22 protein-coding genes are annotated in these 24,902 nt (G+C 70.4%); 7 read left to right on the plus strand and 15 right to left on the minus strand.

Annotation, left to right across the window (positions count from 1 at the left end):
• The first annotated feature begins 9 nt into the window (after positions 1-9).
• The 5 genes from ABH926_RS08920 (at position 10) to ABH926_RS08940 (ending at position 4,816) form a co-directional block, all read left to right on the plus strand.
• A complete protein-coding gene (locus ABH926_RS08920) occupies positions 10-588 on the plus strand; it encodes a protein jag (protein WP_370364922.1) in 579 nt (192 codons plus the stop codon).
• Between the two features lie 29 nt (positions 589-617).
• Positions 618-1,355 (plus strand): 16S rRNA (guanine(527)-N(7))-methyltransferase RsmG, encoded by a 738-nt coding sequence (gene rsmG / locus ABH926_RS08925; RefSeq protein WP_370364923.1) that lies wholly within the window; start codon positions 618-620, stop codon positions 1,353-1,355.
• Positions 1,356-1,813: 458 nt separating this feature from the next.
• Entirely contained in the window at positions 1,814-2,794 is a 981-nt protein-coding gene (locus ABH926_RS08930; protein ID WP_370341229.1) for a ParA family protein, read from the plus strand.
• A gap of 22 nt (positions 2,795-2,816) precedes the next feature.
• Positions 2,817-4,016 (plus strand): ParB/RepB/Spo0J family partition protein, encoded by a 1,200-nt coding sequence (locus ABH926_RS08935; protein ID WP_370364924.1) that lies wholly within the window; start codon positions 2,817-2,819, stop codon positions 4,014-4,016.
• 122 nt (positions 4,017-4,138) lie between these two features.
• Positions 4,139-4,816, plus strand: a complete 678-nt coding sequence (locus tag ABH926_RS08940; protein ID WP_370364925.1) for a trans-aconitate 2-methyltransferase — start codon at positions 4,139-4,141, stop codon at positions 4,814-4,816.
• Here the strand turns inward: ABH926_RS08940 and ABH926_RS08945 are convergent.
• From ABH926_RS08945 to ABH926_RS09000, 12 genes are all read right to left on the minus strand, one after another.
• The gene (locus ABH926_RS08945) at positions 4,780-5,727 is read right to left on the minus strand and encodes a D-alanine--D-alanine ligase (protein WP_370364926.1); all 948 of its coding nucleotides are present in this window, start codon (positions 5,725-5,727) and stop codon (positions 4,780-4,782) included. The two genes, ABH926_RS08940 and ABH926_RS08945, sit on opposite strands and share 37 nt — an antisense overlap.
• 290 nt (positions 5,728-6,017) lie before the next feature.
• Entirely contained in the window at positions 6,018-7,331 is a 1,314-nt protein-coding gene (locus ABH926_RS08950) for a PLP-dependent aminotransferase family protein (RefSeq protein ID WP_370364927.1), read from the minus strand.
• A gap of 249 nt (positions 7,332-7,580) precedes the next feature.
• Positions 7,581-8,336 (minus strand): rRNA methyltransferase, encoded by a 756-nt coding sequence (locus ABH926_RS08955; protein ID WP_370364928.1) that lies wholly within the window; start codon positions 8,334-8,336, stop codon positions 7,581-7,583.
• Complete coding sequence (locus ABH926_RS08960; RefSeq protein WP_370364929.1) at positions 8,333-9,334, minus strand: DUF371 domain-containing protein; 1,002 nt, start codon at positions 9,332-9,334, stop codon at positions 8,333-8,335. The genes ABH926_RS08955 and ABH926_RS08960 overlap by 4 nt, the downstream gene beginning before the upstream one ends.
• A gap of 251 nt (positions 9,335-9,585) precedes the next feature.
• Complete coding sequence (locus ABH926_RS08965) at positions 9,586-10,731, minus strand: N-acetylmuramoyl-L-alanine amidase (RefSeq protein ID WP_370364930.1); 1,146 nt, start codon at positions 10,729-10,731, stop codon at positions 9,586-9,588.
• A 93-nt stretch (positions 10,732-10,824) separates the two neighbouring features.
• A complete protein-coding gene (gene trxA, locus ABH926_RS08970) occupies positions 10,825-11,151 on the minus strand; it encodes a thioredoxin (protein ID WP_370364931.1) in 327 nt (108 codons plus the stop codon).
• Positions 11,152-11,257: 106 nt separating this feature from the next.
• A complete protein-coding gene (gene trxB, locus ABH926_RS08975; protein ID WP_370364932.1) occupies positions 11,258-12,211 on the minus strand; it encodes a thioredoxin-disulfide reductase in 954 nt (317 codons plus the stop codon).
• Between the two features lie 109 nt (positions 12,212-12,320).
• Positions 12,321-13,214, minus strand: a complete 894-nt coding sequence (locus tag ABH926_RS08980; protein WP_370364933.1) for a zf-HC2 domain-containing protein — start codon at positions 13,212-13,214, stop codon at positions 12,321-12,323.
• Positions 13,211-13,888, minus strand: a complete 678-nt coding sequence (sigM, locus tag ABH926_RS08985) for an RNA polymerase sigma factor SigM (protein ID WP_370364934.1) — start codon at positions 13,886-13,888, stop codon at positions 13,211-13,213. The genes ABH926_RS08980 and sigM overlap by 4 nt, the downstream gene beginning before the upstream one ends.
• A 10-nt stretch (positions 13,889-13,898) precedes the next feature.
• Positions 13,899-15,641 carry a serine/threonine protein kinase gene (locus tag ABH926_RS08990; RefSeq protein WP_370364935.1) on the minus strand — a complete coding sequence of 581 codons (1,743 nt, stop codon included), beginning with the start codon at positions 15,639-15,641 and terminating at the stop codon, positions 13,899-13,901.
• Positions 15,642-15,824: 183 nt separating this feature from the next.
• Positions 15,825-18,557, minus strand: coding sequence for a murein biosynthesis integral membrane protein MurJ (murJ, locus tag ABH926_RS08995; RefSeq protein ID WP_370364936.1), 2,733 nt, complete (start codon positions 18,555-18,557; stop codon positions 15,825-15,827).
• Between the two features lie 54 nt (positions 18,558-18,611).
• Entirely contained in the window at positions 18,612-20,753 is a 2,142-nt protein-coding gene (locus tag ABH926_RS09000) for a hypothetical protein (RefSeq protein WP_370364937.1), read from the minus strand.
• A 56-nt stretch (positions 20,754-20,809) separates the two neighbouring features.
• Here ABH926_RS09000 and ABH926_RS09005 point away from each other — a divergent pair, with 56 nt between their 5' ends.
• Positions 20,810-22,285 (plus strand): CCA tRNA nucleotidyltransferase, encoded by a 1,476-nt coding sequence (locus ABH926_RS09005; protein WP_370364938.1) that lies wholly within the window; start codon positions 20,810-20,812, stop codon positions 22,283-22,285.
• On the opposite strand, the gene ABH926_RS09010 is transcribed toward ABH926_RS09005, so the two are convergent.
• From ABH926_RS09010 to ABH926_RS09020, 3 genes are read right to left on the minus strand one after another with little or no spacing between them, the layout of a single operon-like run.
• Positions 22,216-23,520 carry an MFS transporter gene (locus ABH926_RS09010; protein ID WP_370364939.1) on the minus strand — a complete coding sequence of 435 codons (1,305 nt, stop codon included), beginning with the start codon at positions 23,518-23,520 and terminating at the stop codon, positions 22,216-22,218. The genes ABH926_RS09005 and ABH926_RS09010 overlap by 70 nt on opposite strands.
• A 48-nt stretch (positions 23,521-23,568) precedes the next feature.
• The gene (locus ABH926_RS09015) at positions 23,569-23,865 is read right to left on the minus strand and encodes a hypothetical protein (RefSeq protein WP_370364940.1); all 297 of its coding nucleotides are present in this window, start codon (positions 23,863-23,865) and stop codon (positions 23,569-23,571) included.
• Entirely contained in the window at positions 23,862-24,158 is a 297-nt protein-coding gene (locus ABH926_RS09020; RefSeq protein ID WP_370340979.1) for a type II toxin-antitoxin system VapB family antitoxin, read from the minus strand. The genes ABH926_RS09015 and ABH926_RS09020 overlap by 4 nt, the downstream gene beginning before the upstream one ends.
• Before the next feature lie 208 nt (positions 24,159-24,366).
• On the opposite strand from ABH926_RS09020, the gene ABH926_RS09025 reads away from it, so the two are divergent.
• On the plus strand, positions 24,367-24,882 hold the full coding sequence (locus ABH926_RS09025; RefSeq protein WP_370364941.1) for a SigE family RNA polymerase sigma factor: 516 nt from the start codon (positions 24,367-24,369) through the stop codon (positions 24,880-24,882).
• Positions 24,883-24,902: the final 20 nt, after the last annotated feature.

Genomic DNA, 24,902 nt, shown 5'->3' on the forward strand with positions numbered 1-24,902 from the left:
CCGCACGGCATGAGCGACACCACCGCGGTGACCGAGGCCGAGGCCTCCGAGCAGGTCGACGCCGAGCAGGAGACGGCCGGCGAGCGCGCCGAGAAGTCTGCCGAGCGCGCTCCGGAATCCGCCGCCGAGCGGATCGCCCGCCTGGAGCGCGAGGGCGACATCGCCGCCGACTACCTGGAGGGCCTGCTCGACATCGCCGACCTGGACGGCGACATCGACATGGACGTCGAGGGCGATCGGGCCTCGGTCTCCATCGTCGGCGGCAAGCTGTCCCACCTGGTGGGCTCCGAGGGCGAGGTGCTCGACGCGCTGCAGGAGCTGACCCGGCTGGCGGTGCTCCGGGAGACCGGCGAGCGCTCGCGGCTGATGCTGGACATCGACGGCCACCGCGCCACCCGCCGCTCCGAGCTCACCCGGATCGGCACCGAGGCGGCGCGCAAGGTCGCCGAGACCGGCGAGCCGGTGAAGCTGTCGGCGATGTCGCCCTTCGAGCGCAAGGTCGTGCACGACGCGGTGGCGGCGGCCGGACTGCGCAGCGAGTCGGAGGGCGAGGAGCCGAACCGCTGTGTCGTGGTGCTTCCGGTCTGAGGACCGAGCGGTCAGGACATAGTGGAGACATGCGAACTTCTTCGCCCGACCCCGCTTCCCCCGGCGGCGAGCCGACCGATCTGGTCCTGGGCCCCGTTCCGGAGGCGGTGGTCTCCGTTTTCGGCGACCGGGCGGCCGACGCCACCCGGTACGCCGAGATCCTGGCCGGCCCCGGTGTGACCCGAGGGCTCCTGGGCCCTCGGGAGGTGCCGCGGCTGTGGGAGCGGCACATCCTGAACTGCGCGGTGGTCGGCGGTCTGCTGCCCACCGACATCCAGATCTGTGACGTCGGCTCCGGAGCCGGGCTTCCCGGCATCGTCCTGGCCCTGGCACGCCCGGACCTGTCGGTGACCCTCCTGGAGCCGCTGCTGCGCCGTACTCTGTTCCTGGACGAGGTGATCGACCTCCTGGGCCTGGACAACGTGCGGGTATTGCGCGGCCGGGCCGAGGAGTTCGCCGGCAAGGAGCGGTTCGACGTGGTCACCTCCCGGGCCGTGGCGCCGCTGGACCGGCTGGCCGGCTGGTCGCTGCCGCTGCTGCGTTCCGGGGGCGAGATGGTGGCGCTCAAGGGCGGCTCGGCCGAGGCCGAACTCGCCGAGAGCGCGGATCTGCTCGCCAAGCTCGGCGCCACCCGGTGGAGTGTGGAGACGGTCGGGGCCGGGATCGTGGAGCCGCCGACGACGGTGATCCGGGTCGGGATCGAGCAGGAGATCCAGGTGCGCGGGCCGAAGAAGCAGCGGCCGCGGAACCGGCGCCCCGGACGCTGAGGTCGGTCCGCGGCCTCGGCCTCCGACGGGGGCTGGGGCCGCCGACCGATGTTTCACGGGAAACCGAGGGTGCCGGAGGGGCCCGTGAAGGGTGCCGGGGGCGATGTTTCACGGGAAACCGACAAAAGAGGGCTGTGTTTCACGGGAAACACAGCCCTTCGTTCGTTCTCGGGGGAGCGAGTACGGCAGACTGTTGGTTCGTAGCTTCTCGCTTCATGTTGAGCACAGCCTTCCGCGCGTCCCATGACAGGAGTTCTTCCGTGGCCGCACCCGGCAATGAACACCGAGAGCACCAGGGGGTCGACCCGCTGCTCGCGCAGTCCGTGGTGGACAGCCTGAACGACGAGCCCTACTACCCCGCCGGGACCACCGACGTCATGGCCACGCCGCCGGTGGACCTCGAGTACGAGTCCGGACACGTTCCCGCGGGAGCCACTCCCTCTGCACCCCTTCAGGTAATGCACATGCCGTCTTCTTCCGTTCCCGCCCAGGGGCCGTCCGTCTCCGACGACTCGGACACCCCGATTGCCCGCCAAGCCGCCGCCGCGATAGAAGCGCTCTCCGGAGTGACCCGACTCCCCCGACCGGACAAGACCCGCGTCCTGGTCGTCGCCAACCAGAAGGGCGGCGTCGGCAAGACCACGACCACGGTCAACCTGGCCGCCTCGCTCGCCCAGGCCGGCGCCGACGTGCTGGTGATCGACCTGGACCCGCAGGGCAACGCCTCCACCGCGCTGTCGGTCGAACACCACGCCGACGTGCCCTCGGTCTACGACGTCCTCATCGAGCGCTACACGATGGACGAGGTCGTGCAGCAGGTGCCCGAGATCCCCCACCTCTACTGCTGCCCGGCGACCATCGACCTGGCCGGCGCGGAGATCGAACTGGTCTCGATGGTGGCCCGGGAGAGCCGGCTGTCCAAGGCGCTGTCCGGCTACCAGAAGAAGATGGACTACATCCTCATCGACTGCCCGCCGTCGCTGGGACTGCTGACGGTCAACGCGATGGTGGCCGGCGCCGAGGTGCTGATCCCGATCCAGTGCGAGTACTACGCGCTGGAGGGCCTGAGCCAGCTGCTGCACAACATCGAGCTGATCCGCGGGCACCTGAACCCCGACCTCCACGTGTCGACGATTCTGCTCACCATGTACGACTCCCGGACCCGGCTGTCGACCGAGGTGGCCGAGCAGGTGCGCACCCACTTCCCGAACGAGGTGCTGTCCTCGGCGATCCCGCGTTCGGTGCGGGTCTCCGAGGCGCCGTCGTACGGCCAGACCGTGATGACGTGGGACCCGGTCTCCACCGGGGCCATCGCCTACCGGGACGCGGCCCGGGAGATCGCTGAGCGCGGCGCGTCCCGCATCGCGATGGACGGCATGAACGATTTCCGGGCCGACATCGAGTACGGTGGGGCGTCCCTGCACAGCGGTGGGCAGTGAACGGCACGATGGGAGAGCAGTGGTGAGCAGCAGCCGACGCGGACTGGGCAAGGGCCTGGGTGCTCTGATCCCCACCGGCGCCCCGCCCGCGATACTGTCCGAGAAGACCCGAGCCGAGTCGGCGGGCCCTTCGGCGGCCGGCGATGTTTCCCGTGAAACCACCACCGATGTTTCACGGGAAGCCGCGACAGCGGCACCGGTCCGGACGGCGCTCGGCACCCTGCCGATCGACACCGACCACCGGGTGTCCGAGGAGACGACGAGCATCGCGTCCGCGCCCGCGGCTCCGGTCCCGGCGCCCACGGCCAGTCCCGAGTCCTTCAACGGCACCCGCGTGCCGGACGGACTGATGCCGGTTCCCGGTGCCTCGTTCGCCGAGATCCCGCAGAGCCAGATCCGACCGAACCCGGTGCAGCCCCGCACCGAGTTCGACGAAGTCGCGCTGGCCGAACTGGTGGCCTCCATCAAGGAGGTCGGCCTCCTCCAGCCGATCGTGGTCCGGCAGCTGCCCGAGCCCGACGGCGACCACCACTACGAACTCATCATGGGTGAGCGCCGGTGGCGGGCTTCGCAGGAGGCCGGTCTCTCCGCGATCCCGGCCATCATCCGCGACACCCGCGACGACCGGATGCTTCTGGACGCGCTGCTGGAGAACCTCCAGCGCGCCCAGCTGAACCCGCTCGAAGAGGCCGCGGCGTACGACCAGCTGCTCAAGGACTTCGACTGCACCCACGAAGTCCTGGCCGAGAAGATCGGCAAGTCACGGCCGCACGTGACCAACACGCTGCGCCTGCTCACTCTGACCCCGGGCATCCAGCGCCGGGTCGCGGCCGGCGTCATCACCGCCGGCCACGCCCGAGCGCTGCTCGGCCTGAAGTCGGTGGAGCAGCAGGAGGAGATCGCCAAGCGCATCGTCCGCGAGAACCTGTCGGTCCGCGCGGTCGAGGAGCTGGCGGGCATGGGCCGCTGGGACGCTGCCGCACTGGACACCGCGCTGACCGAGACGCCCGAGGACTACCTCGACTTCACCGACAAGCCCAAGGGCAAGCGAGTGCGCTCCGGCAGCCGGATGCCGATCCTGGAGGAGTACGGTCAGCGGCTGTCGGATCGGCTGGAGACCCGGGTGAAGGTCGACATCATGCAGAAGCGCGGCCGGATCACCATCGAGTACGCGGGGATAGAGGATCTGAAGCGGATCGCGAAGGCGATCCTCGGCGAGTAGGTCGTTGTTTCACGGGAAACCGTGAAGAGGCCCGGCGGCCCATCCGCCGGGCCTCTGTCATGTTTCACGGGAAACAGGGGGCGCTGTTTCCCGTGAAACAGCGCGAAGGAGAGAGGTGCAAAGTGGCTGGGCACTGGGACGAGGTGTACATCAAGAAGGGCCGCGAGGACGTCAGCTGGTTCCAGACCGATCCGCGGATGTCGCTGGAGCTCATCCGCGAGTGTGGCCTGTCGCTGGCTGCGGCGATCGTGGATGTCGGCGGCGGCGCCTCCGTCCTCGGCAGCCGGTTGCTGGCGGATGGCTTCAGCGATGTGACGGTGCTCGACATTGCGGAGTCCGCGTTGGCGGTGGCGCGGGACGAGCTTGGTTTCACGGGAAGCACGATCGCGGCCGATGTGCGTGAGTGGCGACCGGAACACCGGTATCAGCTGTGGCATGACCGCGCGGTGTTCCACTTCCTCACCGCGGAGGAGGATCGGGCTGCCTACCGCCGAACGGTGGACGCGGCTGTCGAGCCAGACGGTTGGGTGGCTGTCGGGACGTTCGCGACCGACGGACCGGAGCAGTGCTCGGGACTTCCGACTGCGCGCTATGACGCGGACACGCTTGCCGCGGAGTTCTCCGGATGGGACGTCGTGGACGCCCGAAACGAAGAACACACCGCACCCCGTGGGATGCGGTGCAGCCGTTCACTTGGCTCCTGCTGCGGCGCCACTGATGTTTCACGGGAAACAGCCGACCGTGTTTCCCGTGAAACATCGGCCTACTTGGCGATGACGGCCTGGACCAGATCGCGGTAGAGCACCCCGAGGTCGAGGTCCGCGGCGGCGGCGGCCATCGGCAGCAGGCTGGTCTCAGTGAGGCCCGGTGCCACGTTCACTTCCAGGAACCAGGGCGTCCCGTCGGCGTCGAGGATCAGGTCGGTGCGCGAGACGCAGGACAGTCCGAGCGTCGTGTGCGCGCGGACGGCCAGCTGCTCGACGGCCTTCGCCTCGTCGGCGGTGAGCCGGGCCGGCGCGAAGAACTCGGTGATGCCGGCGGTGTAGCGGGCCGCGTAGTCGTAGACGCCGGAGTCGGCGACGATCTCGACCGCGGGCAGGGCCTGCGGGCCGGTGCCGGTGTCGACGACCGATACCGCGATCTCGCGGCCGGTGATGTGCCGCTCGATGAGCGCGGTCTCGTCGTAGGCGAAGCAAGCCACCATCGCGGCCGGCAGGTCCTCGCGGGTGTGCACGCCGGCCGCGCCGAGGGAGGATCCGCCCCGGGCCGGCTTCACGAACAGCGGCAGCGGGAGCCCACCGGTCACCGCGTCCAGGACGGCCTGGGTGCCGAGGTCCCGGAACGTCGTCTTGGGGATGGCGACCCAGTCGGGGGTGGCCAGTCCGGCGGAGCGGATGACGTCCTTGGCCGAGGGCTTGTCGAAGGCGCGGCGGCAGGCGGCGGCGGACGAGCCGACGTAGGGGACGCCCAGCAGCGCCAGGATTCCCTGCACCGCCCCGTCCTCACCGGTGGCCCCGTGCAGGGTGGGGAAGACGGCGTCGGGGCGGTCGGCGAGCAGCGACGGCAGAAGCGCGGCGTCGATGTCGCGCACCTGTACTTCGACGCCCGCGCTGCGAAGCGCGTCGGCCACCCGGCGACCGGAGCGGATCGAGACGTCGCGTTCGTGGCTGAGGCCGCCGGCCAAGACGACGACACGGCCCAGGTCGCTCATTGCAATCACTGCCCTTCTCACCGGTATCTTCGCCCCCGATCATGCCAGAGGAGTCGGAGGGGTCATGCGCGATGTTTCACGGGAAACAGCGATGTTTCACGGGAAACATCGCCGGATCGACGGCGTCGGGACCGCCTCGGCACGCCCGCCGAAGCTGACGTTTCCCGTGAAACATCGTCTGCCGCCAGTCTGGCCGCCTCATGTTTCACGGGAAACACGGCCTGTTTCACGCCGGTCCCGAGCGATGTTTCACGGGAAACCGGGCGCCGGTTTCCCGTGAAACATCCCCGCTAGGCCAGATCGGGCCCGGGCGTGTCGACGCCGTCGCGGCTCTCCAGCGCCCGCGTCGCGTCGTGTCCGAACGCCGCGCGCAGTTCCATCTCCTCGCGCAGGACGTCGGCGAAGCGCCGCACGCCCTCGCGGATGCGCTCGGGCGTCGGGTAGCAGTACGACAGGCGCAGTGAGGACGCGCCGAATCCGTCTGAGTAGAAACCCGTGCCCGGGACGTAGGCCACGCGCGCGGTCACGGCACGAGGCAGCATCGCCTTGGAGTCGAGCCCCGACGGGAGCGTGACCCACACGTAGAAACCGCCGTCGGGCTTGGTCCACGTGACACCGGCGGGCATCAGCTCGGACAGCGCGGTCAGGGTCGCGTCGCGGCGCTCCAGATACATGGCCCGGAAGGCCTTGATCTGCTCGCGCCACGGCTGGGTGGTCAGGTAGCGGGAGACCATCATCTGGGAGAAGGCCGGCGGGCACAGGTCCGCGGCCTCGGCGGCCAGCGTCAGCTTCTCGCGGACCGCGTGCGGCGCCAGGGCCCAGCCGACGCGGAAGCCTGGGGCGAAGGTCTTGGAGAACGACCCGAGATAGATGACGTTCTCGGTGTCCAGCGAGCGGAGGGCCGGGTAGGTCTCGCCCTCGAAGCCGAGCAGCCCGTACGGGTTGTCCTCCAGGATCAGGATTCCGGCCTCGCGGCAGATCTCCACGATCTCCGGACGCCGCTCGACGGCCATCGTCACGCCGGCCGGGTTGTGGAAGTTCGGGATCGTGTAGAGGAACTTGATGCGGCGGCCGGAGGCCTTCACCGAGGCGATCGCCGCGCGCAGGTTGTCCGGGACCAGGCCCTGGTCGTCCATCGCCACGTGGACCACCTGGGCCTGGTACGAGGCGAAGACGCCGAGCGCGCCCACGTAGGACGGGCCCTCGGCGAGGATGACGTCGCCGGGGTCGATGAAGATCCGGGTGACCAGGTCCAGCGCCTGCTGGGAGCCGACGGTCGCGATGACGTCGTCGGGGTGGCCCTCGATGCCCTCCAGGCGCATGATCTCGCAGATCTGCTCGCGCAGGGTCTCGTCGCCCTGGGCCCCGCCGTACTGCATCGCGAGGGTGCCCGACTCGCGGACCAGCTCCTCGGCGACCGTGGCGATGGAGTCCATCGGCAGCGCCGCCAGGTTCGGCATGCCGCCGGCCAGCGACACCACTTCCGGCCGGGATGCCACGGCGAACAGAGCTCGGATCTCGGATGCGGTCATCCCGCGAGTCCTGGCAGCGTAACGGTCGACATACGAGTCGAGCCGGGAACCCGGACGCTGCGGGAGTTCCATATCACTCTCCTTGGAGTCGAAAGGGTGGAGCCTGTTCACCAAGTCAAGCAGGCAAAGCCATCTTCTCGGCGGCTTGTCCGCCTTTTCGGGGTCGTGTGACAGGACTAACATCCCCCTCGCAGACAGCCGCGGGGGTGGTTCGGCCCCGCTTACACGCCGGTCGTGGCCGGATGTCGCTGGGAAGGGAGTCGGCTGATGCGGAGGCGGATCGCCTCGGGAATCAGGCGCCGCCTGACGGTCCGGGGCGTGCTACACATCGCGCTGTGGTTCATCGGGGGCGTCCTGGCCGGGTTCGGCAGCGGCGTGCTGCGCCCCCACCGGGTCACGTGGGTCGACCGCGACCGCTCGGAGGTGCAGGACGGTCTCCGTCGCCCCCGACCCCAGCCGCCGCGCCCACGACGAGCTGATGGTGTCCAGATCGGTGTGCGGCACCAGCCGGACGTCGGCGACCTGCCAGCCGAGCGCGGCCAGACGATCGGTCAGCCCGGTTGAGACCACCGTGGCCGGTGTGAGCTCGGGCAGGTCGCGGATCTCCAGCGGGACGGGCTCGCGCCAGATGCTGGTGCCGATGGAGATCTCCAGCGGGGCGCCGGGCTTGGCGACCGCGCGCAGACCCGACAGCACGTCGTCCTCGCCGAGCACCACACCGCGCAGCAGCTTGCCCCACGGCATGAGGACGGTGACCTCGTCAGCCACCCCGTGCAGCGCGGCCGGCACCGTCTCGATCGCCGAACTGACCAGGATCAGGTTCGGCGCCCCGCCCTTCGCCGGCTTGCGCGCGGCCCGCACGGCGGTCTCGGTCATGCGCTGCCACGCCGGATCGACCCCGACCACGAGCCATTCCGGATGCGCGACGGCCTGCCGGTAGGCGGTGCGCGCATCGCCGGTCCCGACGTCGACGAGGACCCGGTCGGCCGAAGCCAGCGCCGCAGCCCACTCGGTGGGATCCAGATCGGTGAGCTTCTTGCCGGCGAGGACTTTGAGGGCGGGGGTGCGGGTGGTCATGTCTGGTCCTGCTCGTTGAGAAGCGCGTAGAGCCGTTTGCGGGTGAGTCCGAAGGGCGCCAGGGCCTCGGTCAGGGTCCTGGGAGCGATGCCGGCCGCGGTGAGGGCCCGGGCGACGGCGGTGAGGTCGGCGAGTTCGCTGTCTGATGCCGCCGGACCGACGACGGTCAGGACGCCGGGAGCCTCGACGGCGGCGGCCGGCGTCGAGCGCGTCACGGCCGTCCCGATGTCGAGTTCTGAGGTGTCCTCGATCCAGATGTCCCGTCCGGCGAGGACCGAGGGGTCGGAGCCGGGTGGCATGTGGAACACCGTGGCGGTCAGAGGGAGCGTGGGGAGGCGCTGTGGGCTTCCCAAGTATGCGTAGGGGTCCGGAGGTAGGCCGGAGGCCAGCAGTGCCTCCAGGGGCTTGTACGGGCTTGCGACGGCCACCCGGGCCCCGGCGGCAGCGGCGCGTTCGAGGACTGCGTTGGTCGCGGCGACTTCCTTGGCCGGTGCGTCGGACGCGATGGTCAGCGACAGGGCCGCCCGCCCGCCGAGGTCTTTGAGCGAGGGCAGATGGGTCCGCTCGCCGAAACCGACGCGGAGCAGAGGACGGCCCGGCCCGATCTCCTCGACGGTGAGGGTGATTTCGCGCCCCGGATCGGTGAGCGCCGAGGCGAACTCCTCGGGGACGTCGTCCGCGGTGAGTGTGGAATCGACGGCCAGCGTGTCGGCGTCGAGCGTGCGACTGCGCCGGACGACGGCCCGGTCGGTGAGCGCCCGGCGCGGGTTGAGCGTGGCCTCGCCGACGAGCGCGGGCAGCCCCGGAGTCGCCAGCGTCAGCCGCACGCGACCCCGCAGCGGAGCCAGGTTCGGGTCCAGCACGGTCCCGACCGCGAGCACGCACGTGGCCCGCGCACTGATGACCGGCTCCGCGGTCAGCTCGAAGGTCTTCGCATGCGTCGCCCGGATCGCCGGGTGTCCGCGGCCGACGAGGACGGCTTGGTGGGGATGGGGCACCCTTCCAGGGTAGGGGCGCTAGCGGGAGCGCAGCCCGCGGTGGCCCGCCGGACGGAGCGGATGGCTGTGTGGACAGGCCGATGCCGCCGGGCTGCCGAACCAAGCTGCCACGACTTGTCGCGCCGCCGCACCCCTGACCGGTGCTGGCAGCAGCGGTCGGGCACACCAGGCCCCGCCGCCGTCCAGGATCGCTTCGGCAGCTGGTGCCGAGCCGCCGATACCCGTCCCCGTCCCCGTCCTCGCCCCCGCCCTCAGTGCGAGCGCAGCTCCGCCAGCCGCAGCACCCCGGTCGGCGCGTCCGACTCCGGCGGCAGGTACAGCCGCTGGACCGCGATCACTATGGCGTCGGCGCACGACTCGCGGAAGCGCTGCGAGGCGAGCAGGGCGGCGTCGTGCGGGCTGGTGAGGTAGCCGAGCTCGATGCGGACCGCCGGCATCTGCGTGTAGCGCAGCACGTCCCAGGTCATGCCGTGGGTGCCGAGGTTGGCCAGGCCGGTGCGCGCGGTGACCTCGCGCTGGACCAGGCCGGCGAAGCGCTCGCCGGTGGGGGAGCTGTGGCCGAAGCGGTCGTTGCCGTAGTAGAACGCCGCGACGCCGCTGGCCGCCGGGTTGGTGTGGGCGTCGCAGTGCAGGGAGATGAGGAGGTCCGCGCCCAGTTCGTTCGCCTTCTCGGCGCGGCGGCGGTCGTCGGGGCTGCCGCCGGGGCCGTGCGACATGTGGGTGGTGACGCTCAGCTTCTCCAGGCGGGTCTTGACGCGGTCGGCGATGTCGAAGACGACCTCGGCCTCGATCAGGCCGCCGGCGGTGACGCCGGTGTCGGGGCCGCCGTGGCCCGGGTCCAGGACCAGGGTCTTGCCGGGCAGGGCCGGGCCCGCGCTCTGGATGGCCTCTGATTCGCGCATCGCGTGCAGCAGGCCGCCGTGTGCCATGCGGCGGTTCAGGCGGTTGAGGGCCTGGACCGTCGGCAGGTCGGTGACGCCGGTGGCGGGCAGGCCCACGTTGCGCTGGAACTCGCGGACCGCCGCCACGGTGGTGGGGTCGTAGGCGCCGTTGACGCGGCCGCAGTCGAATCCGAGGGTGAGCAGCGAGCGCTGCAGTTCGGCCACGTCGTCGCCGAAGGGCGGCTCGGCGGGGGACGGGACCAGGTCGCGGTCGCCGAGGCGCCAGGACGCCTCCTCCAGCAGCCGCATCGTGCCGGGGGTGACCACGCCGTCGACGGTGGTGCGGCGGGTCTGCTGGAAATGGCGGACCGCGTGCTCCACCGCGTCGTCGAAGACCGACTCGCCCTGCGCGGGGATGGCCCCCGCGTCGATGAGGCCGAGCCGGGCCAGGCGTTCACGGATCGCGGCCACCGCGGGGCCGGAGTCGCCGCGGCGGTAGGTCGGTTCAGTGGTCACGGTCCCCTACCCTACGCACTCTGTCTCCTGTCTCCGGTGCAAAGCCGAAGGGGCGGTCCCAAAGACCGCCCCTTTGACGAAGTACCTCCTGGATCAGCCGACGTAGGCGGCCAGGTCCTTGAGCAGCAGGGCCTTCGGCTTGGCGCCGACGATCGTCTTCACGACCTCGCCGCCGCTGTAGACGTTGAGCGTCGGGATCGAGCGGACGCCGTACTTGGCCTGGGTGAGGGGGTTCTCGTCGGTGTTCAGCTTGACGATGTCGATCTTGTCGCCGTGCTCGGCGTAGATCGCCTCCAGCACCGGGGCGACCTGGCGGCACGGGCCGCACCACGGCGCCCAGAAGTCGACCAGCACCGGCTTGTCGTTCTTCAGGACCTCGGCCTCGAAGGTCGCGTCGGTCACTTGGCGGATGTCGCCCATGGTGTGCTCCTCATGTAGTTCGTGTAGCCAGAGTCCGGGGTGGGTGGCGCCTTGGGATCGAGTACGTTTCCCGTGAAACATCGGGCGATGTTTCACGGGAAACAAGTCAGACGGTGACGGGCTGGTGGTGCGCCAGCTCCGACAGGTGGCGCTCAGCGTCCAGGGCGGCGGCACAGCCGGTGCCGGCCGCGGTGATGGCCTGCCGATAGGTGTGGTCGACCACGTCGCCGGCCGCGTACACGGCCGGGACGCTGGTGCGGGTGGTCGGCGAGGCGACCTTGATGTAGCCCTCGTCGTCCAGGTCCAGCACCCCCTGGAACAGCTCGGTGCGCGGCAGGTGGCCGATGGCCACGAACAGCGCGCCGGCCGGCTTCAGGGTCTGCTCGCCGGTCTTCAGGTTGCGCAGCTTCACCCCGGTGACGTGGGCCTCGCCCTCGATGCCGACGACCTCGGAGTCCCAGATGAAGGAGATCTTCGGGTTCGCGAAGGCCCGCTCCTGCATCACCTTGGACGCCCGCAGCTCGTCGCGGCGGTGCACGACGGTGACGGTCTGCCCGAAGCGGGTGAGGAACAGCGCCTCCTCCATGGCGGTGTCGCCGCCGCCGACCACGACGATGTCCTGGCCCTTGAAGAAGAAGCCGTCACAGGTGGCACACCACGAGACGCCCTTGCCGCTGAGCCGCTTCTCGTCCGGCAGGCCCAGCTCCTTGTACGCCGAGCCGGTCGAGACGATGACGGTGTGCGCCTGGTGCACGGTGCCGGCGGAGTCAGTGACCTTCTTTATGGCCCCGTTCAGGTCCACCGCGGTGACGTCGTCGAAGACCAGCTCCGCGCCGAAGCGCTCGGCCTGCTTCTGCATGTTGTCCATCAGGTCCGGACCCATGATCCCCTCGGGGAAGCCCGGGAAGTTCTCCACCTCGGTGGTGTTCATCAGCGCGCCGCCGGCGGTCACGGAACCGGCGAACACCAGCGGGTTCAGGCCCGCGCGCGCGGTGTACACCGCGGCGGTGTACCCGGCGGGTCCCGAACCGATGATGATGACGTTACGGATCTCGCTCACGTGAGCCTGGCCTCTCGAATCCTGGGGGCATCTGCCGTGCCGGTTGGCTCAACCGATCCTAGGCAAGATGCATTCCCGGCAGTGCCACGTGAGGGGCAACACGACGGTGTCAAGGACGAGGCACCGTGATGTGGTCGACGACTTGTCCCGGATTGCCCGGAGTGCACGTTGCCGAGTCGACGACATAGACGTCCGCGACGGTCGTGCTGTCGGACCGCGCGTAGACCAGAAGCAGGGCCGGCTTGCCCGCGAACTCGGTCTGCGTGCTGCCCAGCAACCGGGTGCCGGCGGTCACGCCCACCGGCAGGCACGCGGGCCCGCCGAACTCACTGGTCCCGGCCGGGGTCTGGCCATGCTGCTTGAGCAAGGCCTCGGCCTGCTGCTCGATGCTCCCCGGGTTGGGCTGCTCGGCCCCCGGCTTCGTGGAGGGAGCCACTCCGACCTGCGGCGACATCGCTCCACCGGGAACCTGGGTGTCGGCGTGGGCCCCGCCGCCGGACTGCGCGTCGGGCGCGCGGCCCGCGGCGGCGCTACTGCCGTTCGAGCCCTTGTCGGCGCTGCCGCCGTTCACCGCGGTGACGATACCGATACCGCCCGCGACCACGAGCGTCGCCCCGGCCAGGGCGCCGAGGCTGATCCGGAACCGCCGGCGGCGGGCCGGGGAAGCCGCGCTCGCGGCCGCGGCATGGTGGCCCACCGGCGCCTGAACGGCGGGGGCGGGCAGGGGCGGCTCGCGGTACAGGGCGGCTTCCACACGGGCCATGACATCGTGCGGAATCGGCGTCGGCGGCAGCAGCCCGCCCAGGTCGCCCAGATTCCCCAGACTGCCCAGTTCGGTCTCGCCGGCGATGAGCGCGAAGTCCTCGGAGCACAGCGGGCACGAGGCCAGGTGCGCCCGCGCCTCGTCGGCCGTGGCGGGCTCGAGCAGTCCCTCGAACAGGTCGGCCAACAGGTCGGGGTCCAGATGGGTCCCGGGTCGGGAAGCGGCGGGATCAGTCATCATCCGGCCGTACCTCCTTCCCGGCGATCTTGCCGCGTCGGAACTTTGACGCGGCCCGTGCCCCCTTGGTTCCCCGTCGATTCACCGTTTCCCGGAGATTGCGCCGGATTTCCTTCGCGCAGATGTCTCAGGAGCGGCAGGAGTTTCGCCCGAGCCCGCGCGCAGCGGCTCTTGACCGTCCCGGGAGCCACGCCGAGCGCCCCCGCGGTCTCGTCCACGCTGTAGCCCTCGAGGTCGACCATGACCAGTGCCACCCGCTGCTCCTCCGGCAGGGTCGCCAGCGCCGACTGCAACGCCAGGCGCAGATCGGTGTTGGTGATCTCGTCGGTGACGGTGGGCCGCGCGTACTCGGTCTCCACCTCCGGCAGCGGCACCGTCGGACGGCTGCCACGCCGCCGCATCCGGTCCAGACAGGCGTTCACCACGACCCGGTGCAGCCAGGTGGTGACGGCCGAGTCGCCGCGGAAGGAGCCCGCGGCCCGGTAGGCCGAGATCATCGCGTCCTGCAACGCGTCGGCGGCGTCCTCCGGGTCGCCCAGGGTGCGCAGCGCCACGGCCCAGAGCCGGTCGCGGTGGCGGCGGAAGAGCTCGCCGAAGGCGTCGCCGTCCCCCTCGACGTGCCGGGCGAGCAGGGCCCGGTCGTCGAGGGGGGTGAGGTCCGCACCTTGGGGAGGCATGGCGGTCGGATCAGGAGGCGTTGAACTTCACGGACACGATCGAGTCACCGTAACGGTTACCGTCGTCGTGGGCGCAATGTATGGTCTTGTCCGGAGTCGGCACCGCCGGCAGCGGCTTGGTGAACCAGATCAGCACGAAGCGCGTGTTCGCCGGGGCGGAGGCCTTCAGGGTGACCGTGGTGCTGCCGGGATCGGCGGACGCGATCTTCTTGAAGTCCGCCGGAGGCTGCCCGCCGACGACCGAGGGCGCCGCGGTGACCGAGGGGTCGGCGGCCCACATCTCCATCGCCGCGCCCGCGGTACCGATGGTGACCGTGGCGTTGGAGACGGACTTCGCCGAGCCCAGGTCGAAGATCAGGCCCGTGCTCTTCTGGCTGCCGCTGTGCGTCGCGTAGGCCTGGCAGTACTGGTTGGTGACCCAGCCCTTGTCGCCGATCTGGTTGCCCGTCAGGTAGCCCTTGCCCTCGCTGCCGTCGTCTTCGTCGTAGACCGAGACGGCGGCGGGGGTGATGTTCGCGTCCGCCGGGGCCTGGCTGGACCCCCCGGTGGAGGGCGGCGCCGAGGTCGAGTTCGTGTTGCCGGCGTTCTGGTTGCCCTTGCTCCCGCTGCCGCTGAACATCGTGTAGGCCAGCAGCGCCACGGCGACCACCGCGGCGACCGCGCCGACGATGATCAGCGTCGAGCTGTTGCGCCCGCCGTCGCCGCCGGAGCCCCGGGAACCGCCGTAACCGCCGCCGGAACCCCCGCCGCGCGGACGGTATTCGTCCTCGTCGTAGGAGCTCGGCCGCTGGGAGCCGCCGTGTCCGGAGCCGTGCGAGGCCGGACGCGGGGGCGCCGGCTGGTAGCTCGGCGCGACCTGCGGCATGGCGGTGGTGCGCGTCGCGCCGGCGGGCATGGCCGGCATGACCGTGGTCTGCTGGTGGCGCAGCGGCGCGGTCTGCGGCGTCGAGGGCAGCGGCGCCTCGTAGCGCGGGCGCGGCAGCTGGGCCAGGGCGTCGGCGACCTCGGTCGGGGTCTGGAACTGGGGACCGGCCGGACCGTCGCCCAGGATGCGCAGGATCACCTCGTCCAGCTGCGGGGAGACCTCCGATCGCAGCTCGCTCGGCGGGACCGGGTCCGGCTGTTGCGGGCGCTTGCCGGTGAGCAGCGCGTAGGCCAGCTCGCCGATGGCGCCCAGGTCGGTGCCCATCGGGTCGCGCGAGACCGTGCCGGTCAGGGCCGCGGCCAGGCACAGGTCGAGGATCTTCACCTCGCCGGTGTCGGTGCGCAGCACCGTCTTGGGGGACAGCCGCAGGTGGGCCAGGCCCTGCTCGTGGGCCTCGGTCATGGCCCGGGCCAGCTCGGTGGTGATCCGCACCGCCTCGGTGACCGGGACCGGGCCGCCGGACAGGACCTCGCCCAGGGTGTGGCCGTCGTGCAGCCACTCGGTGATGACGTAGTAGAGCCCGTCGTCGGGCACGGCGTCCAGGACCTGGACGAAGTGGTTGTCGGCCATCGCGGCGGCGGCCCGGGCGGCGGCCATGAAGGCCTCGGCCCGCGGCTGGTCCGAGCGCAGCAGGTGGATGCGGTTGGGACGGTTCAGCTTCTCGTCGGCGGCGAGCCAGGTGATGGCCGGGCCGGTGGTGTGCAGGACTCGCTCCAGGCGGTACCGGCCGTCGAGCCGGTCGCCCACGGTCACACCCAGTGACAGGATCAGCGCCTCGGCGTCCGCGCCGACGCCGCCGTCCGGATCGGTGGTCTGGTCGGCTGCCACATGACTCCCTGGTCCGTGCATGCTCTGTGGCATGGTCTCGTCATCCCCGCCTCATGGTATTAGGTTTCGTGCCGTCCTCGTGGCGCGTTGTCCGACCCTCATCTGTGCAGACCGTTCAGAACCATGGGCGGTTGTATCGGGGAACGTGTCCAGATCGGTCGACACCGCGTGTTCGCCAGGCGGCTACCTCCCCAACTTCGCGCGCACCGAGCCGAGCAACTGCTCGACTTCTTCCACATGCATCAAGCGGGCGCACAGCACGAACAGGGTGGCGAGCAGGCCACCGCCGACCGCCAGCGAGACGGCGGAGCCCAGCCAACCCTGTCCGACCATACGGTTCACGTATAAGGCGACGATAAACGTGGCGCCGGCCGCGACCGCGGAGGCCCCGATCAGCCGGACGTAGGTCTGCATGATGCGCTTGCCGTCCAGGCCGCGCAGCCGCCGCTTGAGCTTCTGCGCGGTGATGGCCAGGCCCAGGCAGTACGCGACGCCGTAGACCGAGCACATCGCCACCACCGCCCAGCGCTCCTCGCCACCGCCCTTCAGGGCGTAGAACACCGCCGTGCTCAGCGCCACGTTGGCCGCCGAGATCCAGATGTTGATGGTGAACGGGCTCTTGGTGTCCTCGAACGCGTAGAAGCCGCGCAGCATCAGGAACTGCGCCGAGAACGGGATCAGGCCCAGTCCGAACGCTGACAGCATGTAACCGATGATGTGCGCGTTGTCCATCGACATACCGCCGTGCTTGAACAGCACCACGGCGATCTGCGGGCCCAGTACCAGGAACGCGAACGCCGCCGGGACGATCGCCACGCCGGTGACCCGCAGGCCGTAGGAGATGTCGTCGCGGACCGCGCCCAGGTCGTTCTTCACCGCCGCGCGGCTCATCCGGGGCAGCAGCGCGGTGATCACCGAGACGGTGATCAGGGCCTGCGGCAGGCCCCAGATCATGTAGGCGTTGTTGTACGCCGCCACGCCCCAGTGCTCGAAGCCGTCGTTGCCGACGTCGGAGGCGTAGCGCATGACCACGGCCAGGCCGATCTGGTTCACCAGCACGAACAGCAGCGTCCACTTGGCCAGCGTGACCGCCTTGCCCAGCCCGTGCCCCCGCCAGTCGAAGCGCAGCGTGAGGTGCATGCCGGCCTGCTTGATGTACGGCAGCATGGTCAGCGCCTGCACCGCGATGCCCAGCGTGACGCCCAGGCCCAGCAGCCGGACGTCGGCGGCCGGGATGGTCGAGGGGGTCAGATCGTTGCTGCGGTTGATGTACCAGTACGCGCCGGTGGAGCCGATGACCACGACGTTGGTCAGCACCGGCGTCCACATCATCGGACCGAAGCGGCCCTTGGCGTTGAGGATCTGGCCGAGCACCACGAACAGCCCCAGGAAGAAGATCTGCGGCATGAACATGCGGCCCAGGTCGATCGCCAGCTGCCGGTTCGACCCGGTGAAGCTGGAGAACAGGTCGACCAGCTGCGGGGTGAACAGCTCGGTGAGGATCGTCAGGGTGAGCACGCCGGTCAGGACCAGCGTCAGCAGCCGGCTGGCGTAGGCCGAGCCGCCGTCGCGGTCCCGGTGCATCGAGCGCACCAGCTGCGGCACGAACACCGCGTTCAGCGCGCCGCCGATGATCAGGATGTACAGCATGTTCGGCAGGTTCAGGCCGATGGTGTAGGAGTTCGCGACGTCGGCGGTGCCGATCGCGGCCACCAGCAGGAACTGCCGGACCAGGCCGGTCAGCCGGGAGGCCAGCGTGCCCAGGGCCATCAGCCGCGAGGCGCGGCTGATGCTCGGCTCGGCCGGCGCCTGCGGGCGGGCCTCGGTCGGGGTGCCGGTGCGGTCCCGGACGCCCTGCTCATAGGCGGCGCCCTCGCGGGTGCCGGGTCCGGTGCCGGCCGGCCCGCCGGGGCCGCGGGTCGCCGGGCCCTGCACCCGGCCGCGACGTGGCGGTATCAGGGCTTCGAGGTTGCTGGGGTTCGCGCGGCGGGGCGCGACGGTCATCGTCGGGATCGGCGAGAGGTCCCAGCGCGTGGCGCTGACCGCGTCCTCGTAATCGTCGCGCCAGTCGCGCTCGGCGCCGTCCTCGTCGGCGTCCGCGCCGTAGGGCTCGCGGTCCTGCTGCCCGGCCTGCCAGGACGGCGGCTGCTGGTCGCCGCCGCGGCCCGGCACCTCGTCGCGGAACAGGGCGCGGTTCTCCTCGCCGGGGCGGCGGCCGTGGCTGCTCCCCTGGCCGCCCCCGTGGCCCGAATCGGTACCCGGGTTGGGCGGGCTCGGCTGCCAGGAGTCGGCCTGGGCCCGGCGCGGGTCGGTGGCGTGCGAGGGGGCGCCGCTGTGCGCGGGCGCGCCGCCGTACTGGTCCGGCTGGCCGGGGGCCGGGCGCGGATCGACCTGGCGGCCGTGCGAGGGCGCGGCGTACTGCTGCGGGCCGCGCGGGTCGGGGCGCTGTCCGCGCGAGGGGTCGCCGGGGTTCGGGTACTGATCGCCGCCGCGCTGCGGGTTCGGGCTGCCCTGTCGCGGGTCGCCGGCGTACGGGTCCCGGCCGCGATAGGGGTCCTGCGGGCCGGCGTACTGCTCGCGGTAGCCGGGCTGCTCGGCGTTGCCGGGCGGCCCCGGACGGGCCGGAGCGGGGCGGCCGTGGTCTGGGCGCGGCTGGTTCGGCTGCGGCGCCGGACCCTGGGGGCGGCCCTGGCCGGCCCGCGGGTCGGGGGGCAGCGGACGGCCGGTCTGCGGATCGAACCGCGGCTCCGGCTGCGGCGTCCACGGCTGCTGCGGCGCGGGTCCGGGGCCCGGGACGTGACGAGGATCACTGCCCTGCGGTGCGCCGGGACCGGTCTGGGGAGCGTGCCGGGGCCGCTGGTCGTCGTCTTCGCGCGGCGGATCCGGGTGCCACAGACCACTGCCGTCGCTCGTCATCTCTCCAGCGCTCCCCGCGTCCGTGGTGTCCGTCGTCCGATCATTGTCGGTGTTTCAGCTTGCCATTGTGTCCTGTGCGGGGGCGTGATGGGTGCGCTTGGCGCGGTAGACGCGCAAACCGATCAACAGGATCAGCAGGAAACCCGAGCCGATCATCAGACCCAGGGCGATGATGCCGATGCGGCTGACCTTCACCGTGACGTAGGTGACGCTGGTGTTCGCCTTCAATGGCGTGGACAGGTTCGCCGGGTAATACGTGCAGTTCTCGGTCGTGTCCTTGCACGTGTACAGCGTCGCCTGCAGGGTGACCGGCTGTCCGTTACCCAGAGCCTGCACCGGGATACGGACAGTGGCCGACTGGCCCTTGTTGATGCTGTGAGGTCCCTGGTCCTCAGCGACCTTGAGCTCCATGGTGTGCGCGCCGGTGTCCTGTGCGCGCAGGTAGATCGTGATCGGCGCGTCGGTGTCGTTCTTGATGGTGACCGGGACCGTCCCGGACTTGCCGGACATCGTCAGGGGTGGAGTCTGGGTGCCGAAGGACACCAGGCCGTGGTCGGTGACCACCGTGTCGTAGACCGTCTTGCCGTAGGCCGGGCCGCCGGGGTGGTCGCGCCACCAGGTCGCTATCGGCCGGAACGGGACGGCGGTGTCGTACTGCTGGTCCGTGATGACGGCGTGCAGCGCGTGGTAGAGCTGCTGGCTGTCCGAGGCCGAGTTCACGGCGGCGTCCGTCTGGTTCGCGGTGGTGATCCGGCTCAGCGCCGAGGCCTTCTGCGGCGTGGCCGGCGTGTTGCCGACCACCTGGCTCAGCGAGTCCAAGCCGAACCACTGGTCCTTGGTGGGCACCGTGCTCATGGCCTTGATCGCGCTGAGCAGTTCCTGCGGCGGGTCGAAGTCCCGCGGCGGCGTCACCACCAGGATGTGCGAGCCCTCGGTGTTCGCCAGCGCGGTCTGCGCCAGCCACTCCTGCCCGGCCAGGACCCCGGCGTTGCTCAGCGAGGGCGCGGCGGGCTTGGCGGGGTCGGTGAAGATGTTCGACAGGTAGTTGTCGTAGACGACCGTGTTCGGGCTGTTCGGCAGCGAGGCGTGGGCCGAGGGCCAGGTGGAGACCGCGTTCGAGCCAAGCAGCGTGACCATGTTCGACACCTTGGTACCGGCCAGGGCGGCCAGCGTGGTCGCGTCCGCTTGGCCGTCGGAGGGCCAGGCGACGGCCGGGTTGCCCGGGCGGCAGCCGCCGGTGGCCGGCGCCTGGATGCCCGTGGCCGAGGTCAGCAGGTTCCGGCCGGCCGCGGTGCGGGACAGGGTGTTCACGTCCGGGTCGCCGTACAGCAGGCTCCAGCAGTTCTGGGCCTGGGCCGAGGTGAGGATGCCGGACGCCTGGTTGTAGAAACTCCCCGGATCGTTGCCGGAGTAGCCGGTCAGTTTGTCGTTGTTCTTGGGATCCGGGGCGAAGTAGCCGTTGACCAGCTGGTTCGCAGTGGCGAGCACGTCCGGGTCGACCAGCCAGTTGACCAGCGGCAGGCCCGCTCCGGCCTGCAGGACCTTGCTCAGGCGCCCGCCTTGCGCGTACTGCTGGGCCGTCGACTGGTCGGCCAGGATCGGCGCCTCCGAGGAGTTCGGCATCTTCTGCCCGGTCAGTCCGGGCTGGCCGACGACCGGCCACATCAGGGCCACGCGGGCCTGCTGGGCGCCCGACATTTCCTTCGGCTTCCACACCAGGAAGGTCCGCTGGCCGCCGAGGAAGTGGCCGTCTTCGTCCATCACGTCGAAGTCGAAGGCGTAGACGCCGGCGTACGGCGTCTGGAGACCGAACAGCTGCAACTCCGTCGGGGACAGCGTCCAGGTCGCCGAGGCGTTGGGAGCCAGCTTGTCGGAGACCTTCTTGCCCAGGTCCAGTTCGAAGCCCTGGCCATCGGCCGAGCCCAGTGCCGAGCGGTTGGTCACCATGCTCCGCCACACCTGGAGATGGAGGTTCTTCAGCGTGGTCGAGCCGGTGTTCTTCACGACGCCGGAGAAGTTCATCTTGCTGCCGATGGTGCTGAAGTCCGGCACCTGCGGCGAGACCTGGCTGATCCCGACTTCCACGGGCTGCGCCGCCGACCGCGCCGCCGCGGCCGAAGCGTTGCCGGGCAGCAGGCTTGCGGCGCCCACGAACAGCGCGAAGGCGGAGAGAGCACGCAGGACTCGGCTGGTCACCTGACGAATCGTAGTCCGGCCCGGCGACCGCGCCCCGACACGTAAACTCGGACACCATGCACACCGACCAGCAGCGACAGCCGGAACCGCAGCTTGACCAGGCACAGCGGGCGGCGGTAACAGAACTGCTACGAGTCGTGCCGGTGCTCGGGCAGCTCGCCGATCGGTTCGCCGCCGCAGGTCACAGCCTGGCCCTGGTCGGCGGTCCGGTCCGGGACGCGCTGCTGGGCCGGCACAGCGACGACCTGGACTTCACCACCGACGCCCGGCCCGAGCAGGTGCTGCGGCTGGTGCAGGGCTGGGCCGAGGCGGTCTGGGACGTCGGCATCGCCTTCGGCACGGTCGGGGCGCAGAAGGACGGCGCGAAGCTGGAGATCACCACCTTCCGCTCCGAGGCCTACGACCGCGAGTCGCGCAAGCCCGAGGTGGCCTACGGCGACTCGATCGACGACGACCTGTTCCGCCGCGACTTCACGGTGAACGCCATGGCCGTGCGGCTGACCGGTGACGCCGGGGATTTCGAGTTCGTCGACCCCTACGGCGGTCTGGGCGACCTCGCCGCGGGCGTGCTCCGCACTCCGGGCACACCGGAGATGTCCTTTTCTGACGACCCGCTGCGGATGATGCGCGCGGCCCGGTTCGCCGCGCAGCTCGGCTTCGACGTCGCGCCGGAAGTGCGCAGCGCGATGACCGAGATGGCCGAGCGGCTGACCATCGTCAGCGCCGAGCGGGTGCAGGTCGAGCTCTCCAAACTGCTGCTCGCCCCGAACCCGCGGGCCGGCCTGGCCCTGCTGGTGGACACCGGCCTGGTCGAATTCGTGGTGCCGGAACTGCCCAAGCTGCGTCTGGAGATCGACGAGCACCACCGGCACAAGGACGTCTACGAGCACACCCTGACGGTGCTGGAGCAGGCGGTCGATCTGGAGACGGACGGCCCGGACCTGATCCTGCGCCTGGCCGCGCTGCTGCACGACATCGGCAAGCCGAAGACGCGCCGCTTCGAGCCCGGCGGCGGCGTGTCGTTCCACCACCACGAGGTCGTGGGCGCGCACATGACGGCCTCGCGGCTGCGGAAACTGAAGTACAGCAAGGAGATCATCGACGACACCTCGCGGCTGGTGGAGCTGCATCTGCGGTTCCACGGCTACGGCGAGGCGGAGTGGACGGACAGCGCGGTGCGCCGTTACGTGCGCGACGCGGGGCCGCTTCTGGAGCGCCTGCACAAGCTGACACGCTCGGACTGCACGACCCGCAACCGTCGCCGGGCCCTGATGCTGGAGCACGCCTACGACGATCTGGAGCGCCGCATCACCGAGCTGCGTGAGCAGGAGGAGCTCGACTCGATCCGCCCGGACCTGGACGGCAACGAGATCATGCAGATCCTCGGGATCAAGCCGGGACCGGAAGTCGGCGCCGCGTACAAGCATCTGCTGGAGCTGCGCATGGACCGCGGCCCGCTGGATCACGACACGGCGGTGACGGAGTTGCGGTCCTGGTGGGCCGAGCGCGAAGCCGAGCGGAACCAGCCATAAGCGATTCCCGCCAGCAGGTACACAGCGACGGTCGCGTATAGGAGCGCCGTCGACTTCCCGGACGGCGGTAGCGTCGCGGCGGCTACAGCGGCCGCCGCGACAAACGCTCCGTTGAAGAGCATGTCGTAGAGCGAGAAGACTCGTCCTCTATAAGAGTCCTCCACATTGCGCTGCACTGTGGTGTCGGTACAGATCTTCTGTCCCTGAGCCAGGAATCCCAGGACCAGCGCACCGATCAGCAGCGGGACGACGCGCCACCAGACGGCCGAGGCGGCCAGGGTGATCGCGGAGCCGATCAGGCAGACGGTGATCCAGGTGGAGAAAGCCACGTGGCGCAAAATGACCGGCGAGGCGAACGCGGCGATGAAGTAGCCGACCCCGGAGACCGCGACCGCGGTGCCGAAACCGCGCAGCCCGGCGTTCGTGTCGGCGGGGGCGTTGAAGGTGTTGCGGAACAACAGCAGGACCATGATGGTCGTCAGGCCGTAGCAGAAGCGGTTGGCCGTGATGGCGGCCAGGGCCGCGGCCGCGGGCTTACGTTCCCTGAGATGCTCCAGGCCCTCCCACAGCCCGCGCGCCACGATCTTCAGTTCGCCCCATGTGGAGGAGTCGGGGGTCGCGTCCGGGCCCAGAGAGTCGCGCGGCATGGTGCGGGCCACCAGACCGCCCGCCATATAGAGGACGGCGGCGACGACGAGGATGAGCGCGTTCGCGCTGTCCCCGGCTCCCACGAGAGCGCGGACCACGACCCCCACGGAGCCGCCGATGGTCGCGGCCAGGGTCCCGGCCGTGGGGGAGACCGCGTTGGCCACGACGAGCCGTTCGTTGTCCACAGCCTGTGGAAGAGCGGCGGACAGTCCCGCGAGGATGAAGCGGTTGGCGCTGAGGACCGCCAGCGCGGAGGCGTAGAAGAGGAGTCCGCTGTGCCCGGCGAGGACCTGGGCGGCCACGATCAGCACGACCGCCGCGCGCAGCACGTTGGCGTACAGCAGCACCTGCCGGCGCCGCCAGCGGTCCAGGAACACCCCGGCGAACGGCCCGATGATCGTGAAGGGCACCAGGAGCAGGGCGAAGGCCTTCGCCACTTCGGCGGCCGTGGCCTCCTTCTCCGGGGAGAACACGACGAAGGCCGCCAGCGCCACCTGGAACACGCCGTCGCCGAACTGGCCGATCAGGCGGGTCGCGAACAGCCGCCGGAAGAGCCCGGACCTCAGCAACTCCCGGAGATCACTCACCTTCGCAGCGTAGTGCGCGGGGTGCCTCGGGCGCCTGTAACGGCGGCCCTACTTGGTGCTGTCGAGGCAGAGGGTTTTGGTGCGGTTCTTGTCCACGACGGCCATGACGGTCGCGGGGTAGGCGTCACAGCCGTTGCTGTCGCCGCTGTCGAGGACCGCGGCCACCTTGAAGGCCGCGCCGCCCTTGGTGCAGCCGACGGCCTTGAAGCTCCCGCCGGACGGCGCCGTGATGCAGTCTCCCGCCCGGGCCGGCGACGGCGCGGGGCGGTTCGCGTACCAGAGGACGCCGGCGAGCACCGCGACGATCGCGACCGCGCCGGTCAGCGCGGCGGCGCGGCCCCTCATTCCCCGAGGTCCAGCACTCGCGCGTGCAGCACCGTGCGCTGTTGGAGCGCGGCGCGCACGGCCCGGTGCAGGCCGTCCTCCAGGTAGTACCCGCCGTGCCAGTGCACGACGTGCGCGAACAGGTCGCCGTAGAAGGTGGAGTCCTGGGACAGTAGGGCGTCCAGGTCCAGGTGACGCTTCGTGGTGATGAGCTGGTCCAGGCGGATCTGGCGCGGGGCCACCTCGGCCCACTCCTTGAAGGAGCGTCCGTGGTCGGGGTAGGGCCGCCCTTCGCCGATGCGCTTGAAGATCACGGCACCAGGGTAGCCGGAGCGGCTCGGGGAGGCGGCTTCCGATCGGCAAAGAGGACACAAAATCGTGACGGAACGGGGCCGGACTGTGATCTCCGCAGGGCTGCGCGTGACTTCGCGGCGGGCCAAGTCCGTCCGCGGCACGAAAATCTTGTCCACCCTACGAACCTGCTCCGAGAAGACATGAGTCGTCACTGACGTGAGATTCCATATGGGAAGCCGTGCGGACCACCCGGATACGCGGGAGGAGTTCCGCGAGTTCGCTGTGGCCAGCCAGAGCCATCTGCGGCGGTCGGCCTACCTGCTCTGCGGTGACTGGCACTTCGCAGAGGACCTCGTCCAGATGGCCTTCGACCGCATCTACCGGCACTGGAACCGGGTCCGGGCCGCGGACAACCCCGGTGCCTATGCGCGGCAGGTGGTCTACCGATGCTTTCTGGACTCCAGGAAGAAGCACCTCGATGTGGTGCCCCTGGAACACCTCCCCGAGAAGGCGTCGCCGGCGGAGCCGACCGAAACACGTCTCGCGGTGATGGAAGCGCTCAGGCAACTGCCGCCTCGTACCCGCGCCGTCGTGGTGCTGCGGTACTGGGAGGACATGAGCGTGGAGCAGACCGCGGGGATCCTCGACATCTCCCAGGGCTCGGTGAAGAGCATGGCCAGCCGGGGCCTGAGGCTGTTGCGGGAGCCGTTGGCCGGGTTCGCCGACGCGTCAGGCCGATCGTGAGCAGGAGCGAGGAAGTAGAC

Origin of the sequence: Catenulispora sp. GP43, from assembly GCF_041260665.1 — a bacterium.
Taxonomy (GTDB): Bacteria; Actinomycetota; Actinomycetes; order Streptomycetales; family Catenulisporaceae; genus Catenulispora.

Coding starts and splice junctions, on each gene's coding strand:
- ABH926_RS08920 (WP_370364922.1), top strand. CDS start 10: ATGAGCGACACCACCGCGGTGACCGAGGCCGAGGCCTCCGAGCAGGTC.
- rsmG (WP_370364923.1), top strand. CDS start 618: ATGCGAACTTCTTCGCCCGACCCCGCTTCCCCCGGCGGCGAGCCGACC.
- ABH926_RS08930 (WP_370341229.1), top strand. CDS start 1,814: ATGCACATGCCGTCTTCTTCCGTTCCCGCCCAGGGGCCGTCCGTCTCC.
- ABH926_RS08945 (WP_370364926.1), bottom strand. CDS start 5,727: ATGAGCGACCTGGGCCGTGTCGTCGTCTTGGCCGGCGGCCTCAGCCAC.
- ABH926_RS08950 (WP_370364927.1), bottom strand. CDS start 7,331: ATGGAACTCCCGCAGCGTCCGGGTTCCCGGCTCGACTCGTATGTCGAC.
- ABH926_RS08955 (WP_370364928.1), bottom strand. CDS start 8,336: ATGACCACCCGCACCCCCGCCCTCAAAGTCCTCGCCGGCAAGAAGCTC.
- trxA (WP_370364931.1), bottom strand. CDS start 11,151: ATGGGCGACATCCGCCAAGTGACCGACGCGACCTTCGAGGCCGAGGTC.
- ABH926_RS08980 (WP_370364933.1), bottom strand. CDS start 13,214: ATGATGACTGATCCCGCCGCTTCCCGACCCGGGACCCATCTGGACCCC.
- sigM (WP_370364934.1), bottom strand. CDS start 13,888: ATGCCTCCCCAAGGTGCGGACCTCACCCCCCTCGACGACCGGGCCCTG.
- murJ (WP_370364936.1), bottom strand. CDS start 18,557: ATGACGAGCGACGGCAGTGGTCTGTGGCACCCGGATCCGCCGCGCGAA.
- ABH926_RS09005 (WP_370364938.1), top strand. CDS start 20,810: ATGCACACCGACCAGCAGCGACAGCCGGAACCGCAGCTTGACCAGGCA.
- ABH926_RS09015 (WP_370364940.1), bottom strand. CDS start 23,865: ATGAGGGGCCGCGCCGCCGCGCTGACCGGCGCGGTCGCGATCGTCGCG.
- ABH926_RS09025 (WP_370364941.1), top strand. CDS start 24,367: ATGGGAAGCCGTGCGGACCACCCGGATACGCGGGAGGAGTTCCGCGAG.